Annotated in this window: 14 protein-coding genes; 5 read left to right on the top strand and 9 right to left on the bottom strand. The window is 31.3% G+C overall.

What is annotated here, in order from left to right; translation table 11 throughout:
• The 4 genes from fdhD to ACTTA5_RS03330 are packed head-to-tail and all read left to right on the top strand — an operon-like array spanning position 1 to position 6,731.
• Positions 1-840: a formate dehydrogenase accessory sulfurtransferase FdhD gene (fdhD, locus tag ACTTA5_RS03345; protein ID WP_440647908.1), complete on the top strand. Its 840-nt coding sequence runs from the start codon at positions 1-3 to the stop codon at positions 838-840.
• Between the two features lie 16 nt (positions 841-856).
• Positions 857-2,512, top strand: a complete 1,656-nt coding sequence (locus ACTTA5_RS03340) for an NADH-ubiquinone oxidoreductase-F iron-sulfur binding region domain-containing protein (protein WP_440647906.1) — start codon at positions 857-859, stop codon at positions 2,510-2,512.
• On the top strand, positions 2,512-5,280 hold the full coding sequence (fdhF, locus tag ACTTA5_RS03335; RefSeq protein WP_262589595.1) for a formate dehydrogenase subunit alpha: 2,769 nt from the start codon (positions 2,512-2,514) through the stop codon (positions 5,278-5,280). The genes ACTTA5_RS03340 and fdhF overlap by 1 nt, the downstream gene beginning before the upstream one ends.
• A 5-nt stretch (positions 5,281-5,285) precedes the next feature.
• Complete coding sequence (locus tag ACTTA5_RS03330; protein ID WP_440647904.1) at positions 5,286-6,731, top strand: protein adenylyltransferase SelO; 1,446 nt, start codon at positions 5,286-5,288, stop codon at positions 6,729-6,731.
• Here the strand turns inward: ACTTA5_RS03330 and ACTTA5_RS03325 are convergent, their stop codons facing one another.
• Both ACTTA5_RS03325 and ACTTA5_RS03320 read right to left on the bottom strand, forming a co-directional pair.
• Positions 6,732-7,835 carry an NAD(P)/FAD-dependent oxidoreductase gene (locus ACTTA5_RS03325; RefSeq protein WP_440647902.1) on the bottom strand — a complete coding sequence of 368 codons (1,104 nt, stop codon included), beginning with the start codon at positions 7,833-7,835 and terminating at the stop codon, positions 6,732-6,734. It abuts the gene before it with no gap.
• A 2-nt stretch (positions 7,836-7,837) separates the two neighbouring features.
• Complete coding sequence (locus tag ACTTA5_RS03320) at positions 7,838-8,305, bottom strand: TspO/MBR family protein (protein WP_440647900.1); 468 nt, start codon at positions 8,303-8,305, stop codon at positions 7,838-7,840.
• Between the two features lie 21 nt (positions 8,306-8,326).
• Between ACTTA5_RS03320 and ACTTA5_RS03315 the strand changes: the two genes are divergently transcribed.
• Entirely contained in the window at positions 8,327-9,085 is a 759-nt protein-coding gene (locus ACTTA5_RS03315; RefSeq protein WP_440647898.1) for an SDR family NAD(P)-dependent oxidoreductase, read from the top strand.
• Here ACTTA5_RS03315 and ACTTA5_RS03310 read toward each other — a convergent pair whose 3' ends face one another.
• From ACTTA5_RS03310 to gcvT, 7 genes are read right to left on the bottom strand one after another with little or no spacing between them, the layout of a single operon-like run.
• Positions 9,086-9,625: a DUF3833 domain-containing protein gene (locus tag ACTTA5_RS03310; protein WP_440618710.1), complete on the bottom strand. Its 540-nt coding sequence runs from the start codon at positions 9,623-9,625 to the stop codon at positions 9,086-9,088.
• 10 nt (positions 9,626-9,635) lie between these two features.
• Positions 9,636-10,814 carry a class I SAM-dependent methyltransferase gene (locus ACTTA5_RS03305; protein ID WP_440647896.1) on the bottom strand — a complete coding sequence of 393 codons (1,179 nt, stop codon included), beginning with the start codon at positions 10,812-10,814 and terminating at the stop codon, positions 9,636-9,638.
• Entirely contained in the window at positions 10,814-11,578 is a 765-nt protein-coding gene (locus ACTTA5_RS03300) for a DUF1365 domain-containing protein (protein WP_440647894.1), read from the bottom strand. The genes ACTTA5_RS03305 and ACTTA5_RS03300 overlap by 1 nt, the downstream gene beginning before the upstream one ends.
• Positions 11,571-12,809: an NAD(P)/FAD-dependent oxidoreductase gene (locus ACTTA5_RS03295; protein WP_440647892.1), complete on the bottom strand. Its 1,239-nt coding sequence runs from the start codon at positions 12,807-12,809 to the stop codon at positions 11,571-11,573. Before ACTTA5_RS03295 ends, ACTTA5_RS03300 begins: the two co-directional genes overlap by 8 nt.
• A 6-nt stretch (positions 12,810-12,815) precedes the next feature.
• A complete protein-coding gene (gene gcvP, locus ACTTA5_RS03290; protein WP_440647890.1) occupies positions 12,816-15,686 on the bottom strand; it encodes an aminomethyl-transferring glycine dehydrogenase in 2,871 nt (956 codons plus the stop codon).
• Complete coding sequence (gene gcvH, locus ACTTA5_RS03285) at positions 15,686-16,066, bottom strand: glycine cleavage system protein GcvH (protein WP_262589607.1); 381 nt, start codon at positions 16,064-16,066, stop codon at positions 15,686-15,688. The genes gcvP and gcvH overlap by 1 nt, the downstream gene beginning before the upstream one ends.
• The gene (gcvT, locus tag ACTTA5_RS03280) at positions 16,066-17,166 is read right to left on the bottom strand and encodes a glycine cleavage system aminomethyltransferase GcvT (protein WP_440647888.1); all 1,101 of its coding nucleotides are present in this window, start codon (positions 17,164-17,166) and stop codon (positions 16,066-16,068) included. The genes gcvH and gcvT overlap by 1 nt, the downstream gene beginning before the upstream one ends.
• Positions 17,167-17,222: the final 56 nt, after the last annotated feature.

Here is a 17,222-nt window from a genome sequence, read left to right as displayed (position 1 = left end):
ATGAATTCAAAATATAAAGTTTTAAAGTATTCATCTAATAATTTTAAAGATGTTGAAGATTTAATTTCTATTGAAGAGCCATTGGAGATTACTTTAAAGTACAAAGAAAAAGATAATTGGGTTGAGCAAACTTTATCGATTACGATGAGAACTCCTGGTAATGATGAAGATCTTGTAAGAGGATTTTTATTTAATGAACAAATTGTAAAAAGTTTAAATGATATCGATAGCATTGAAAGTTATGGAGACAAAGTTGGTGAATATAAAATTCAAAATAAAATACTAGTAACACTCAATAATTCAGAAAATGTAAATATATCAAAAATTAAAAGAGATTTTTTAACCAACTCCTCTTGTGGTGTTTGTGGGAAATCTTCATTGGATGCGCTAGAGATAATTAAAACTACAAAGACAAATGCCTCAGAACCTAAAATTTCAAAAGATGTAATTATCCAATCACCTGATATTTTAAGAGAAGGTCAGTCTGAATTCAGCAAAACTGGTGGTATCCATGCAAGTGGTCTATTTAATAGTGATGGAAAATTGATAGCTCTAAGAGAAGATGTTGGAAGACATAACGCTTTAGACAAACTTATCGGCTGTGCTTTGGAGAAAAACCAATTTGATCCAAAAGACCAATTTATTACGTGTTCTGGGAGACTTAATTTTGAGCTAGTTCAGAAGGTTTTAATGACAGATATTGGGATTATGATCGGGGTTGGTGCGCCAACAAGTCTTGCTATCGATTTAGCTAATAAGTTTGACATTACCCTCATAGGTTTCGTAAAGAGGGACAGTTTTAATATTTACACAAATAACAAAAAAGTTAAGGTGGAATAATAAAAAAAGGGAAATTGTGTCAAAAAATATAAGTAATTTATCTGGAAGAATAGGCTTAAAAGACAACCTATTTAAGCAAATTTCAGAGAACACATTAAGTGAAAACCCAGAAGATATTAAAGAAATTGCAAAAAAACATAATCTAGGAGTTTCAACACTTCATGGTGCAGAATCTTTTTATGAATTTTTAAGACCTTCACATAGAGAAAAAAAAGCTTTCGTATGTAACGGAAGTGCATGCATGTGTGCAGGTACTCAAGACAAACTAAAAGATAAATTAAAAGAAAAATTAGGTGATGACAAAGTTGGAGAAATGTTTTGTCTAGGTCATTGTTATGAAAATCATGCATTTCACTATGATGGTGAAAATTATGCTGGAAAAGATATTGAAAAGATTGATCAAATTTTAAAAGGTGAAGAAATTAAACAAGAAAAATTTTTCTCTAAGAGCTATGCAACAACAAGTTTTTTAATGGATGATAAGTTATCATCAATGGATCAATTCAAAGAACAGTTAAGTAAATTTTTAAAAACAGATAAAAAAGAAATAGTAAAATCGTTATTAGACTCAAACCTTACAGGAAGAGGTGGCGCAGGTTTTCCAACAGGAATGAAATGGGATTTCTGTAGTAAAGCAAAAGGTGATAAGAAATATGTTATCTGTAATGCAGATGAAGGTGACTCAGGAGCTTTTTCAGACAGATACCTGTTAGAAGATCAACCATTAAAAGTTATTTTTGGAATGGTGTTATGTGGATTTGTAATTGGAAGTGATGAAGGAGTTTTATACATTAGAGGCGAGTATCCAAAATCGATTGAAGCGATCAATGGATGTATTAATGAACTTAAAAAATTAAATTTATTAGGTGAAAATATTTTAGGAACAGATTTTTCTTTTGATCTTGGAATTTGCATTGGTCAAGGTGCATATATTTGTGGAGAAGAAACAGCTTTAATAGCTTCTATTGAAGGAAGAAGAGCTGAAGTAGATGTAAGACCTCCCTTCCCGGTAACAGAAGGATTGTATAAAAAACCAACTGTAGTTAACAATGTTGAAACTTTAGCTGCAGCAACTGGAATTTTGCTAAATGGATCGGAAAAATTTTCTTCAGTTGGAAATAAAAAGTCAGCTGGAACAAAATTAGTTTGCTTAGATAGTTTCTTTAATAATCCAGGTGTTTATGAAATTGATATGGGAACACCAATGAAAAAAATATTTAATGAAATTGGTGGTGGATACAAAGAACCTGTTAAAGCTTTTCAAATAGGTGGCCCTTTAGGTGGCGTTGTTCCTTTAAGTGAAATAGAAAATTTAAATTTAGATTTTCAAGAGTTTACTGCAAAAGGATTTATGTTAGGTCACGCAAGTGTAGTTAGTATCCCTAAAGATTTTCCAATGGCTGAATACATTCATCATTTATTTGAATTTTCTGCAGAAGAATCTTGTGGAAAATGTTTTCCTGGAAGACTTGGATCATACAGAGGAAAGGAAATGTTTGATCAAGCTAAGAAGAAAACAGCTAAAATTCCTTTAAAATTACTAGAGGAATTGTTGGTTACTATGCAAAAAGGCTGCTTATGTGCTCTATGTGGAGCGATCCCAACTCCAATTCAAAACATCCTAAAATACTTTGGCGATGAAATGAAAAATGATATGGTGAAAGATAATTAATGAGCTCAGAGAAAAGAAAAATTGCTTATATTGATGGAAAACCTTACGAAATAGGTCCTAATCATACATCTATTTTAAAGTTTGTTAAAAGCTATGTTGGTGAAAAAAAGGTGCCAACTTTATGTGATGACCCTAACTTAGCACCATATGGAGCTTGCAGAGTTTGTTCTGTTGAAGTTGCTTTAGAAAAAGACGGACCAACTAGAGTAGTTGCATCTTGTCATACACCAGTTGCAGAAAACCAGCACATATTCACTTCAAACGAAGCATTAACAAGTCTTAGAAAAAATATAGTTGAGTTAGTTTTAACAGATCACCCTATGGAGTGTGATACTTGTGAAGTAAACAATAACTGTGAACTTCAAACAGTTGCCAATGATTTAGGTGTTGCTGATCATAGATACAATAGTCCTAAACAACATAAAGGAATTCCAAGAGATACTTCTCATGATTATATGAGAATGAATTTAGATAACTGTATTAACTGTGGAAGATGTGTCAGAGCATGTGATGAAATTCAAGGATCATTTGTTTTAACAATGAGTGGTAGAGGGTTTGAGTCTAGAATTACAACAGACAACGATATGATGTTCGGAGATAGTTCTTGTGTGTCATGTGGAGCTTGTGCTCATACATGTCCAACGGATGCAATTTCAGATGTATTCCAATCTAAATCTGCAGCTGTAGACAAAAAAGTTAGAACAACTTGTTCGTACTGTGGTGTTGGATGTAACTTAGAAGCATCGATTAAAGATGATAAGGTAGTTGCAATAGATACTCCTAAACAAACAGAAGTAAACGCTGGTCACACTTGTATTAAAGGAAGATACGCATTTAGTTTTTATGAACACCCTGACAGATTAAAAACTCCATTGATTAAAAGAAATGGAAAGTTTGAAGAAGCAAGTTGGGATGAAGCGTATGACTTTATCAAAAAAGAAATGAATAGAATTACAAAAGAAAATGGACCAGATGCTTTTGCTGGAATTTCTTCTGCAAGATGTACAAACGAAGAAAACTATGTTTTCCAAAAAATGATTAGAGCGGCTGTTGGAACTAACAGCGTAGATTGTTGTGCAAGAATTTGTCATTCACCTACAGCTTGGGGTATGCAGCAAACATTTGGAACAGGTGCCGCAACTAACTCAACAGAAGATATTTATCATGCAGATTTATTTTTAGTTATTGGTGCAAACCCAACTAATGCTCACCCAGTGACGGGTGCAAAAATTAAACAGCAAGTGATGAAAGGTAAAAAATTAATTGTTCTTGATCCAGTAACAACTGAATTAGCTAAGCTTGCAGATTATCACATCAAACTTAGACCTGGAACCAACGTTGCGGTTCTAAATATGATGTTACACTTTATTATTAAATCTAAACTTTATAATGCTGACTTTGTAAGAGATAGAACAGAAGGTTTTGATAATTTCTTAAAAGAAATTGAGAGACAAGACGTTGATCAATTAGCAAAAGTTGCTGGTGTTGATAAACAACTAGTTAAAGAAGCTGCAATTGCTTATGCAACAGCTAGAAATTCAATGGAGTTCCACGGATTAGGAGTTACTGAACACGAACAAGGTTCTAAAACAGTGATGTTGATTGCTGATTTAGCAATGATTACAGGAAATATTGGAAGAAAAGGTGTTGGTGTAAATCCACTTAGAGGCCAAAATAATGTACAAGGTGCTGCGGATATGGGATGTCAGCCTCACCAAGGTGCAGGTTATTTTGAAGTAGCAGATGAAAACAATCAAAAATTTTATACTGAAAAATATGGTGTAACTCACCCTACTAAACCAGGTTTAAAAATCCCTCAAATGTTTGAGGCTGCAATCAGTAAAGAACTAAAAGGTTTATGGATTATTGGTGAAGATATAGTTCAAACAGATCCAAATAGTGCACATGTTATTGAAGCAATGAACTCATTAGAGCTATTAGTGGTTCAAGAAATATTTATGAGTGAAACTGCAAAACTTGCAACTGTAGTTTTACCTGGAACTACATTCTTAGAAAAAGATGGAACTTTTACAAATACTGAAAGAAGAATTCAAAGAGTTAATAGAGCAGTTCCTCCATTACCAGGTACAAAACCAGATGGACTAATTGTAACTGAGATGATGCAAAAATTAGGTTTTGATCAACCATCTTATGATGCAGATCAAGTATTAGCAGAGATTGCTGATGTGGTACCATTCTTTAAAGGTGTTACTAGAGAGAGACTTGGTAAATTAGGATTACAATGGCCTGTAAAAGAAGATGGAACAGATACACAAATTCTACACACAGAAACATTTAAACTTGGAAAAGGAAGATTGAAAAACTTTGATTGGAAAGAATCTAGTGAAATAGAAGCTAATCAAAAAGATTATCCATTAATTTTAACTACAAGTAGAGTTTTACAACACTACAATGCAGCAACAATGACAAGAAGAACAAAAAATATAAACATCGTTGATGAGGATGTTTTACTTATTCACCCTAAAGATGCAGCTCATAGAGATTTAAATACAGGTGATATTGGAAGATTATATTCAGGACGAGGAGAAGTTGCTTTAAAAGTTGAAGTAACAGATAAAGTTAAAGAAGGAATTGTATTTACAACATTCCACTTCCCTGAACACATGGTTAATATGGTAACTGGCCATGGAAAAGATGAGGAAACAATGTGTGCTGAATACAAAGTTTCATCAGTTGAAGTTCAAAAAATTTCTAATCAATTTAAAACAGAAGTTAAGCCAAAAGAACATCAAGCTGAAGTTAGTTAATTAAAATGACCATCGGTTGGCATTTTGATAATTCATATTCAAAACTATCAAAAACATTTAAAGAAGACATCAAACCTACACCAGTTCATGAGCCTGAGCTTGTTATTTTAAATGAAGAACTTGCTAAAAATTTAAATTTAAACTTTTCAGAAATAGATAAAAAAAAATTAGCTGAAATATTCTCAGGAAATAGTTTGCCTGATGGAACTAATTCAATTGCACAAGCATATGCTGGTCATCAATTTGGTCATTTCACGATGCTTGGAGATGGTAGAGCTGTTCTATTAGGAGAGCATATAGATAATAAAAATCAACGTTTCGATATACAATTTAAAGGTTCAGGAAGAACCTCTTTTTCTAGAGGCGGAGATGGAAGAGCAGCTTTAGGTCCAATGTTAAGAGAATACATAATTAGTGAAGCAATTAACGCTTTAAATATTCCAACAACAAGAAGTCTTGCGGTTGTTAAAACTGGAGAAAAAGTTGTTAGAGAAAATTTGTTAAATGGAGCAATTTTAACAAGAGTCGCGTCCAGCCATATTAGAGTTGGCACTTTTCAATATATCGCAGCCACTCAAAATCTAGAGGATCTTAATACATTGGTTGATTACACAATTGATAGACACTATCCAGAAATTAAGTCCTCAAAAAACAAAGCTTTAGATTTGTTAAGTCTTGTAATGGAAAGACAATGTCAGTTAGTGATTAATTGGATGAGAGTTGGATTTATTCATGGAGTGATGAACACCGATAATATGACTATTTCTGGCGAAACAATTGATTATGGTCCATGTGCTTTTATGGATCAATATGATCCAAAAACTGTTTTTAGCTCTATAGATAAATTTGGAAGATATGCTTTTTCAAATCAACCACCAATTACAAAATGGAATTTAGCAAGATTTGCAGAATGTCTGATACCACTTATTGATAAAGATGAGGATGCGGCGATTAAAATTGCAACAGAGTTAATTGATAATTTTCAAAATATTTATGAAGAAAAATGGTTAAACATGATGAGAGATAAACTTGGTTTATTTGGTGAAGATAAAAATGATCTAACATTAATAAATAAACTTTTAGATTGGATGAAAAATAATAATGCAGATTACACAAATACCTTCTGTCATTTAATGGGTGTTGAGATTGATAATGAAGTTTATAAAAATGATGATTTTAAAAATTGGACCAATGAATGGGTGAAAAGATTAAAACTAAATAATTCATCTGACAAATACTTAGAACTGATGAAAAAAACTAATCCTATAGTTATACCAAGAAATCAAAAAGTAGAGGATGCTCTAGCAGATGCGGACAAAGGAAATCTAGAAACAATGAATAAACTTTTAAAAGTTTTAAGTAATCCTTATTCTGATCAAGAAGATATTATTGAATTTCAAAAGCCTACACCGATAGGTAATGAAAAATATCAAACTTTTTGTGGAACTTAATTATAAAACGTAAGGTTCTCTTCTTGCAGTTTTGCCCAACACTCTTTCAACAGCAAAATCACTTATATCAATTGTTTGGTATGAACCAGTTGTGATCAATTCAGTTAACGCTCTTCCAATACCTGGAGCTTGCATTAATCCTCTTCCAGTAAAACCAGTAGCCATATAAACATTGTCGTACTTAGGATGTTTCCCAACAACAGCATTATTATCTAATCTGTTACAATCATAGTAACCTGCCCATCCTCCAGTTAATTTTAATTCTTCAAAAGCTGGTATTCTTTTTGCTAGTGCTGGCCAAACTAATTCTTCAAAATCATTCCATGCTGGCTCTAAATCGTCTGCACCAAATACTGACAATGGTGATCCTGCTAAATACTCTCCACCCTCAGGTCTCCAATAAACACCCGTAGTTAAATCACCAGTTAGAGGCATTTCTTTTATATATGTTGGGCATTTTACTCTGAACACTGTGTGTTTTTGAGGTTCAACAGGAATGTCTTCTAATAATTCTTTCGTCCAACAACCAGCTGCGGAAACAATTGTCTTAGCATTTATCTCTGAAAGACTTTTAACCTCTCCTTTCATAAATTCTGCTCCAAGTTCTATTGCCTTACTTTTCAGTGCACTATGAAACATAAAAGGATCAATCCAACCTTCACTTTGATTATCTGTGTAAGTAGCAGTCTCAACACCTTCATCATTTATATATGGAAATACTTTCGATAGCTCTGAGCCTTTAATATTTTTTGTACCTGCATCACATTCCTTATGATTTTCTAAAGCTTTATATTGTTCTTCAGCATGTTCGGGACCAAACATCAAAAGGTAGCCATTGGTTACCATACTTGCTGTTGGATTAGGATTTTTTTCAGTTTTCAATAATTCTGGTATTTGAAAAATAAATTCTCTTGCAAATTTACCAAGTAAGATATTTTCTTTTTGAAAAAATTGTCTTCTAAAACCTCCTAAAGACAATGGAAATGAAGCTGTTTTGTAAGTTGGATCTCTTTCAATGACTTTAACTTTTCTTCCTTCTTTTGAGAGAAAATATGCAGTTGCTGCTCCAATTATTCCACCACCAACTACAACAACATCATCCATAATTAATTCAATATAATCAAACTAGTATTTAAAATTAGAGCAAAGCAACACCAAAGTAAATATGGAATCATTAAATACGAGCTCATCATTGTGACGCGTCTATATCTTATGATTAAATTAATAATGAATGCAATTAACACGACTAATACTAATAAAGCTAAAATCATGTTGTGAAATACAAAGAAAACTATACTCCAAGTTGCATTAAAAACTAAATGAATAAAATAAATATAAACTGTATTCATCTCTTTATTTTTGGAATTCCAATACATCCAAATAGAAATTGTCATCAATAAATATAAAATTGTCCATACCGGACCAAACACCCAGTCTGGTGGATTAAAAACAGGTTTATTTAACAAAGAATACCAAGGCTCCTTGAAAGTAACTGTAGCTAAACCTCCAATTAATGAAGCTGAAAATGTAATGATAAGAAATAATATAAATGTTACAATTTTATTTTTTAACATAATGTTTATACATAACAAAAAATGAGCAAAAAAACTATTTGGATAACTGGTGGCAGCACAGGAATTGGTAAAGCCTTGGCAATTAAATTTGCAAACAAAGGTTGGAATGTTGCGGTGTCTGCAAGAAGAGTGGAGCTCTTGGATGAACTTTCAAGTAATTATGAAAATATTTCATCATTCCCTTTAGATGTTACTGATAAAGCAAAATGTATAGAAGTTTTCAATCAGATTAAAACTAAGTTTGAAAATATTGATATATGTTTTTTTTCAACTGGTACATGGAATCCAAAAAAAGAAAAAGAAATTGATGTTGAACAAATGGAAGATGTTTTTAAAGTAAATTTTTTTGGAACAGTAAACTCCATTAAAGCAGTGGAACAATATTATAGAGAAAGAAAAAGTGGTACAATCACTATAGTTTCATCTATTGCTGGTTATAGAGGATTACCTAATTCAACTGGTTATGGACCATCAAAATCTGCTTTAAACAATTTAGCAGAAAGTTTATATTTTGATTTTAAAAGGTACAATGTTCGAGTTTGTTTAGTTTCTCCTGGATTTATTAAAACACCTATGACTGATAAAAACGATTTTAAAATGCCATTTTTGAAAACACCTGAATTTGCTGCTGATCAAATTTATAATGGCTTGATTAATAAAAATGTTTTTGAAATACATTTTCCAAAAGCACTTACTCTAACTTTAAAGTTCTTTAGTTTTCTTCCAAGTAAACTTTATTTTAAATTAGTAGGTAAGATGACTAAACATCAAAAGAAGTAATTAATCTTTAACGAATACAACTGTTAGCTCTGCTACTTTAAATCCAAACTTAGTCATTGTAGCTCTGTTGATTGCAACTCTTTCATCTTGTTTAAAGATCCAATCATCAAAAGTAATTTTTAATTCTTTTCCTTTAACTGGAACTAATAACACATACTCAAATTTAAATGCAGGTCCGTAAGAATATCCTATTGCTTTTCCAACCACGTCCCCTGCTGTACCTTCATAATTATGCTCGTCTATTTTTGTAATTGTCCACTCTCTGTCTTGAACCTCACCATCGTCCCAATTAAATTTTTCTTTTAAAATTAGTTGTTTACCATCCCATGTTCCGTCTAAATCAGCTGAGAATTGTCTTGTAACTTTTCCTGATCGATTTTGTAAAACACCCCATGCTTTAACGTTTCCTGTAAGGTATTCTTCAATAATTAATCTAGGTTCTTTATTTTTAAAATCTTCTGGTTTCATGGCACTATTATTTGAGCAACTTGTAATTAAGAATACCAAAATTATCAACGAAATTGATTTAATTATTTTCATATTATTGCTGTTATTTATTCTGCATTGAAAATTGAATCAAATCAATATTTTTAGATTTAAATCCAGCTTCACAATAAGATAGGTAAAATTCCCACATTCTTTTAAATGTCAAATCAAATCCTTGGTTTTTAATTTGATCCCATTTTCTCAAAAACTCTTCTCTCCAGATAGCTAACGTTTCTGCATAATGATCTGCATATGAAATATACGAATTAATTGTTAAGCCGTTATCTGAAACGTATCTATTAATGCTATTTTTGTTAGGAAGAAATCCTCCTGGGAAAATGTATTTTTGAATAAAATCCTGTTTATTTTTGTATCTATCAAACAAACTATCATCAATGGTTATTGCTTGAATTGCAGCCTTTCCTCCATTCGATAAATTATCTTTTATTGTTTTAAAATAACTCTCTAAATAATTTTGACCAACTGCCTCAATCATTTCAATTGAAGCGATCGAATCATATTTTCCTTGAAGATCTCGGTAATCTTTAATTTCAATATTTACTTTTTCATTTAGACCACATTTATGAATTCTTTCTTTTGCGTATTCGAATTGTTTTTTAGAAATAGTAATACAATCTAATTTCACATCATATTTCTTACCTAAATATTCCGCAAAACCACCCCACCCACATCCAATTTCTAAAACTTTGTCACCAGAACTAGGTTTGATTAGATCAATTAATTTTTGGTATTTATTATTTTGCGCAACACTTAAATTTTTTGAACTATCATCAAAGATTGCACTTGAGTAAGTTAAAGTATCATCTAGCCACAATGAAAAGAAATCATTTCCAAGATCATAATGTTTTGCAATATTTTCCTTACTTCGACTTTTTGTATTTTTAATTATTTTATTTTTTACAAAATTAATTATAGGTAGATCAAGCAAACCTGAGAATTTATATATCACTTGAATATTTCTAGCTGTTAACTCAATTAGATCTGAAAGATTATCAGTTTCAAATTCACCTCTCATATAACTTTCAGCAAAACCAATGCTTCCACCTCTAATTAAATTATAATTAAAATTTGGATTTTTTATCTTAATATTTGCCTTTAAAGATTGATCAGGGTTACCAAACTTTAATATCTCACCTTCATAGGTAGTTATTTCAAGGTATCCATTTTTAATTTTACTTAAAAATTTAAAAACTAATTTATCTGCAGCTTTATTTAATAACATTAATTTTCTACCGTTAAATTGTTTCTTATTTTTATTTTTTTTTTAATAATCTTAATTCCTTTCATCCATAATTTAAAGGCCTCAAAATGGATTGCTGATATTATTTTTATAGTCATCAGAGGGTGCTTTAGATATGATTTTAATAATTGACTACTATTTAAGTTTGTTCTTTTTCCATCTTGAGATGCAAATAAAATTTTTCCCTCTTGATCGTATTGATCAATGATTACAGAAAGTTTTTCATCAGGATTAAGAATTCTAAAGAAATACTTACAATTCATTTCTATAAAGGGTGACACATGAAATTTTTTAGAACAATTATTTTGAATTAATTTATTTTCACTATCTACTCTAAAAACATAAGTATGTTGCTCACCAAATGTATTTTTCACCTCATACAATATAGATATTAATTTATCATTTTGATTGTAAACGAAAAAGATACTTAGAGGATTAAATACATAGCCAAAAATTCTTGGATAACAGAGAAGTTTAATTTTAATATCTGTAGTGTCTATTTTATTCAGTTCTAAATTTTTTTTTACCCACTCTTCAAGAGAAGATCCGTCCCGTTCACCATGATCTTTTTCATGAAAACTAATTAAATTGAACTTATTCAATGAAAAAAAGCTTATCTCCTGATCTATTTTTCTTAATTCTGATAAATCAATTAAAAGCGAGAAAACGCTATACTTAAAATAGTGCTCTTTAGGTTTGAAACGTTTATGAATTACTTTCCCGTTGTATATGCATGAGTTAGTCATTTAAGTATTTTAGCATTTCAATCGATGATTTTATTCCATCTTCATGAAAACCGTAACCAAAATAACTCCCACAAAAAAGTAAATCTTTTTTATTTTGCAAACTAGATAGTTCTGATTGAGCATCTAGTGCTTGTTGATCATAATATGGATGAGTAAATTTAACTATTTTAAGTATTTTACTCTCATCAATTTCAAAATATGGATTAAGAGTTAAAAAAATGTCCTGATCGCATTTAAGGTTTTGCAAAAGATTTAACCAATAAGTAATAGAGTTTTTTTCTAAATCTTTATCATTGATTGATGAATTCCATGAAGACCATGCCTTTTTATTTTTTGGCATCACTCTTTTGTCTGTATGAATATATGCAATATTTTCCTTATAACTAAAATTAGACAGAATTTTTGTCTCTTCATTAGTAGGATTTTCAATCAACTTTAAAGCATCATCAGCGTGAGCTGCTATTACAACTTTATCGTAATCAAAAAATTCACTTTCACCACCATAATATAAATCTAACCCTTTTGACTTTCTTATAATTTTTTTAATTTTATAATTTTTAAAATATTCACCACTTATCTTTGAAATTACTTTATTTACATAAGTTCTACTTCTATTAGATACAGTATACCACTGAGGTCTATTTTTTAGTTTAAAGAGTCCATGATTTTGAAAAAATTTTAAAAAAAATGTTATTGGCATCTTGCTCGCTTCATAAGGTGGCATAGACCAGATTGCAGATACCATTGGGATGATATGGTAATCAATAAATGTTTTTGATAGTTTATTATTTTCCAAATATTCACCTAAAGTAAGTTTTTGATCCGTAACATTTATTTGATCGCTATTTTTATAAAATTTAATGATATCAAAAAACATTTTTAAAAAATTAGGATTAAACAAATTAGATCTATTGGAAAAAATTCCATTTAAACCTTTTCCACAATATTCAAAGTTTGTATTTTCTACTGATACAGAAAATGACATGTCACTTTTTTCAATCTGAACATCATTTTCTTTAAAGAAATTTATTAAATTTGGATAGGTTTGAAAATTAAATACAATAAAACCAATATCTACAGATACTTTCTTTTCATCAAAAATTAAATCTATTGTATGAGAATGGCCACCAAAATGATCTTCTTTCTCAAAAAGATCTACATGATGTTTTTTTGATAAATAATATGCAGCACTTAAGCCTGATATCCCAGAACCAACTACAGCAATTTTCATTAATGATTATGCCGCGTCTTCTTTAAACTCATCCATACTTGGACAAGTACAAAAGATATTCTTATCTCCATAAACATTGTCCACTCTTGCAACTGGTGGCCAAAATTTATTTGTTTTTAAGAACTTAGCAGGATAAGCAGCTTGCTCTCTTGAATATTTATGATCCCATTCATCTGATGCAAGTTCTATATCTGTATGAGGAGCGTTCTTAATAGGATTGTCTACTTTATCAAACTCACCAGAATTGATCTTATCTATTTCAGATTTGATATTAATTAAAGTATCACAAAATCTATCAAGCTCAGATAAGCTCTCGCTCTCTGTTGGCTCTATCATCATAGTTCCTGCAACTGGCCAAGACATTGTAGGTGCATGGAAACCATAATCGATCAACCTTTTAGCGATATCTTCCTCAGTAATACCTGTCTCACTCTTAATTGATCGAATATCTATAATACATTCATGAGCAACGTTTCCATTTGAGCCTTTGTACAAAATTGGAAAATGATCTTTAAGTCTGTGAGCTATATAGTTTGCGTTTAATATAGCGACTTGAGTAGCTAATTTTAAACCTTCAGAACCCATCATTTTAATATACATCCAAGAAATTGATAAAATACTTGAGCTTCCCCAAGGAGCCGCTGAAACTGCTCCTATTCCTGTGGCAGGTCCACAATCTTTAACAACTGGATGATTAGGTAAATAAACTTGCAAATGTCTTTTACATGCAATTGGTCCCATTCCTGGTCCTCCACCACCATGTGGAATACAGAATGTTTTGTGTAAGTTTATATGACAAACATCTGGACCAAAATTTCCAGGTCTTGCTATTCCAACAAGTGCATTTAAATTTGCACCATCCATGTAAACTTGACCACCGTGTTTATGTATCAGTTCACATATATCTGTAATTTTTTCTTCAAATACACCGTGAGTAGAAGGATATGTAACCATTAATGCTCCAAGATTTTCAGAATGTGCCTCTGCTTTTTTCTTCAAATCTTCAAAATCAACATTTCCTTCTTTATCACAATCGACAACCACAACTTTCATCCCAACCATTTGGGCACTAGCAGGATTTGTTCCATGTGCTGAACTTGGAATTAAACATATATTTCTATTTTCTTCGCCTCTATCTAAATGGTATTTTCTAATTACCATTAAGCCAGCATATTCTCCTTGAGCTCCTGCATTTGGTTGAAGTGAAACTCCAGAAAAACCTGTAATTGATCTTAGCCAATTTTTAAGATCAGTGAATAAAGCTCTATAACCTTCCATCTGCTCTACTGGTACAAACGGATGAGGTTCAGCTAACTCTCTCCATGAAATAGGTATCATTTCTGCAGTAGCATTTAATTTCATAGTACATGAACCAAGTGCAATCATAGTTCTGTTAAGAGCTATATCTTTATCTTCTAATTTTTTTAAATATCTGAGCATCTCTGTTTCTGAATGATATGAATTAAAAACAGGATGTTCTAAATATTTGGAAGTTCTCAGTAAATTTTTTGGTAAATTAGGCAAACTTACTGTCGGATCTTCTTTTTTAATCGACTCAGCTGCATTAAAAATTTTCAACAATTGATTTACTCTATAAACATTTTTCTTTTCATCAAAAGAAACGGCCAACATTTCAGAATTTACTCTTCTGATATTAACTTTTTGATCTAAAGCATTTTTATAGATTTGATCAGTTTTATCTTTTGTTACAATTGTAACTGTATCAAAGAAATGATCTGAATAAATTTCATATCCAGATTGTTTTAATTTATCTGCAAAATTTTTAGCTAATTGAGAAACTCTTTCTGCAATAGTTTTTATTCCATCTGGCCCATGATAAATAGCATAAGCAGCTGAAACAATTGCTAACAATGCTTGAGCGGTACAAATATTACTTGTCGCTTTATCTCTTCTAATATGTTGTTCTCTTGTTTGAAGTGATAATCTATAAGCTTTGTTTCCATGTCTATCAACAGACACACCAATAATTCTTCCTGGCATTGATCTTTTAAACTCGTCTTTAGTTGCAAAGAAAGCTGCATGAGGCCCGCCATAACCCATTGGTATTCCAAATCTTTGAGAACTTCCTACTGCAATATCAGCGCCTAATTCTCTTGGTGTTTTAAGTAGCGCTAAAGCTAATAAATCAGAAACTAATACAGCTTTTCCATTTTTTTTATGAATTTTGCTGATGGCTTCACTTGGATCTTTGATGTCTCCTAAAGTTCCAGGATATTGAAGAATTCCACAAACTAAATCCTCTTTAAGTTGATCTAATACTTTATCTTCGTTACCAACAAGTACTTTTAATCCCATTGGTTCTGCTCTTGTTTGAATTACATCAATTGTTTGTGGATGACAATTTTCTGAAACAAAAACTAAATTACTATCTTTTTTGTTTAATCTATGACTTAATCCCACAGCTTCTGCAGCTGCTGTTCCTTCATCAAGCAAAGATGCATTTGCAATATCCATACCAGTGAAATCAACAATCATTTGTTGGAAGTTTAGGAGCATTTCTAATCTTCCTTGTGCTACTTCAGGCTGATAAGGAGTATATGATGTATACCAACCTGGATTTTCTAGAATATTTCTTAAAATTACATACGGAGTGTAAGTTCCATAGTAACCCATGCCAATAAAATTAGAATAAATTTGATTTTTTTTTGAAATTGCTTTCAATTTTCTTAATGCTTCATACTCAGAATTAGACTCTCCTATATTTAATCCATCTTTCAATTGTATCTTTTCTGGAACTGTACTTTTTATTAAATCGTCTAATGAATTATAATTAAGCTTCTTCAGCATTTTATTTTGATCTTCTTCTGAAGGCCCAATGTGTCTTTTTAAAAAGTCTTTTTGTGAGTTATGTAACATTAGCTAGCACTCTCCTTTGCAAATTTATCGTATTCTTCTTTGTTCATTAAGCTGTCCATTTCTGAACTATCTTTTAATTTAAGTTTAAAAAACCAAGCTGATCCCTCAGGGTCTTCATTAATTTTTGCAGGATCATCTACTATAGCTTGGTTAGTATCTACTACTTCACCACTTACAGGAGTATAAACATCACTTGCAGCTTTAGTTGACTCAACTACTCCTGCTGTGCCATCTTTTTCAACACTTGAACCTTTTTCAGGTAACTCAGCAAAAACAATATCTCCCAACATTTCTGTTGCATGCTTTGTAATTCCAATGGTGGCAACATCGCCCTCAACTGTAATCCACTCATGCTCTTTTGAAAATTTAACTTCACTCATTAGTTTACTCCTTTCACGTAACTTTTTTTATAAAATGGTAACCCACAAACACTTGCAGGATGTTTTTTTCCTCTTACTTCTAGTAAAATTTTTGTATCAACTTTAGAAAACTCTTTATCTATGTAGCCCATTGCTATTGGGCCATTTACACTTGGGCCAAAAGTTCCGCTGGTAACCTCACCAATAAGTTTTTCTGACTCATCAAATATTTTGGTTTTTTCTCTAGCAATCAATCTTCCTTCTGGCTTAATCCCAATTCTAATTTTAGAGGTACCTTCTTGTATTTCTTTCATAATTTTATCAGAACCAACAAATCCACCATTTAAAATTCTCTCTTTAGAAATCGCCCACTTTAAGTTTGCTTCAATTGGTGTTTTTTCAGTATCAAGTTCATGTCCATATAAGCACAATCCTGCCTCTAATCTCAAGGTATCTCTTGCCCCAAGTCCTATAAGTTGTGCTCCTTTTTCCATCAAATTCTGAGTAAATCCTTCAGCTAAATCATTGTTAATAGATACTTCAAAACCATCCTCTCCAGTATAACCAGACCTTGTAACAAAAGCTTTTTGATCTTTATAATCAAACCAGTTCCCTGTCATAAAATTAAGTTTTTCAACACCTTCTATTATGTCATTTAAAATCTCAACTGACTTTGGACCTTGAATTGCAATTAATGCTCTTTGATCATCAAGAACCATTTCATGTTTACTGTTCAGTAAATCTGATAAAATTTTAAAATCATTATCTTTGCATGCTGCGTTTAAAATAATTAAATATCCTTTTTCAATTTTAGTAATTATCAAATCATCATGAATTCCAGCACTATCGTTCATTAAAAAACTATATTTAGAGCAGTTTTGTTTCAAATTTTTTAAATCAAGTGGAAAAATTTTTTCAAGATCAGCAGTTAAGTCCTCTCCACCATGAATAAATAATTGACCCATATGAGACACATCAAAAATACCTGCATTTGATCTTGTGAATTTATGCTCTTCAACAATCCCTTTGCTATATTGTATGGGCATTTCATATCCAGCAAATTCCACAAATTTAGCTTGGTTATCTTGATGAAGTTTATTTAATGATGTTTTTTTTCCCATACTAACTCTGTCGTACCCATCTGTATTTTTGCCTGAGAGTTTTACTCCTTCGGCGA

The sequence above is a fragment of the Candidatus Pelagibacter sp. HIMB1521 genome (genome assembly GCF_052047875.1).
Taxonomy (GTDB): domain Bacteria; phylum Pseudomonadota; class Alphaproteobacteria; order Pelagibacterales; family Pelagibacteraceae; genus Pelagibacter.
Note: the sequence above shows the minus strand (reverse complement) of the source record. Positions and strands in the feature narration are given on the sequence as shown.

Excerpts from the sequence above, each read along its gene's own strand:
- fdhD (WP_440647908.1), top strand. The coding sequence starts at position 1 with ATGAATTCAAAATATAAAGTTTTAAAGTATTCATCTAATAATTTTAAA.
- fdhF (WP_262589595.1), top strand. The coding sequence starts at position 2,512 with ATGAGCTCAGAGAAAAGAAAAATTGCTTATATTGATGGAAAACCTTAC.
- ACTTA5_RS03330 (WP_440647904.1), top strand. The coding sequence starts at position 5,286 with ATGACCATCGGTTGGCATTTTGATAATTCATATTCAAAACTATCAAAA.
- ACTTA5_RS03325 (WP_440647902.1), bottom strand. The coding sequence starts at position 7,835 with ATGGATGATGTTGTTGTAGTTGGTGGTGGAATAATTGGAGCAGCAACT.
- ACTTA5_RS03320 (WP_440647900.1), bottom strand. The coding sequence starts at position 8,305 with ATGTTAAAAAATAAAATTGTAACATTTATATTATTTCTTATCATTACA.
- ACTTA5_RS03315 (WP_440647898.1), top strand. The coding sequence starts at position 8,327 with ATGAGCAAAAAAACTATTTGGATAACTGGTGGCAGCACAGGAATTGGT.
- ACTTA5_RS03310 (WP_440618710.1), bottom strand. The coding sequence starts at position 9,625 with ATGAAAATAATTAAATCAATTTCGTTGATAATTTTGGTATTCTTAATT.
- ACTTA5_RS03305 (WP_440647896.1), bottom strand. The coding sequence starts at position 10,814 with ATGTTATTAAATAAAGCTGCAGATAAATTAGTTTTTAAATTTTTAAGT.
- ACTTA5_RS03300 (WP_440647894.1), bottom strand. The coding sequence starts at position 11,578 with ATGACTAACTCATGCATATACAACGGGAAAGTAATTCATAAACGTTTC.
- ACTTA5_RS03295 (WP_440647892.1), bottom strand. The coding sequence starts at position 12,809 with ATGAAAATTGCTGTAGTTGGTTCTGGGATATCAGGCTTAAGTGCTGCA.
- gcvP (WP_440647890.1), bottom strand. The coding sequence starts at position 15,686 with ATGTTACATAACTCACAAAAAGACTTTTTAAAAAGACACATTGGGCCT.
- gcvH (WP_262589607.1), bottom strand. The coding sequence starts at position 16,066 with ATGAGTGAAGTTAAATTTTCAAAAGAGCATGAGTGGATTACAGTTGAG.
- gcvT (WP_440647888.1), bottom strand. The coding sequence starts at position 17,166 with ATGGGAAAAAAAACATCATTAAATAAACTTCATCAAGATAACCAAGCT.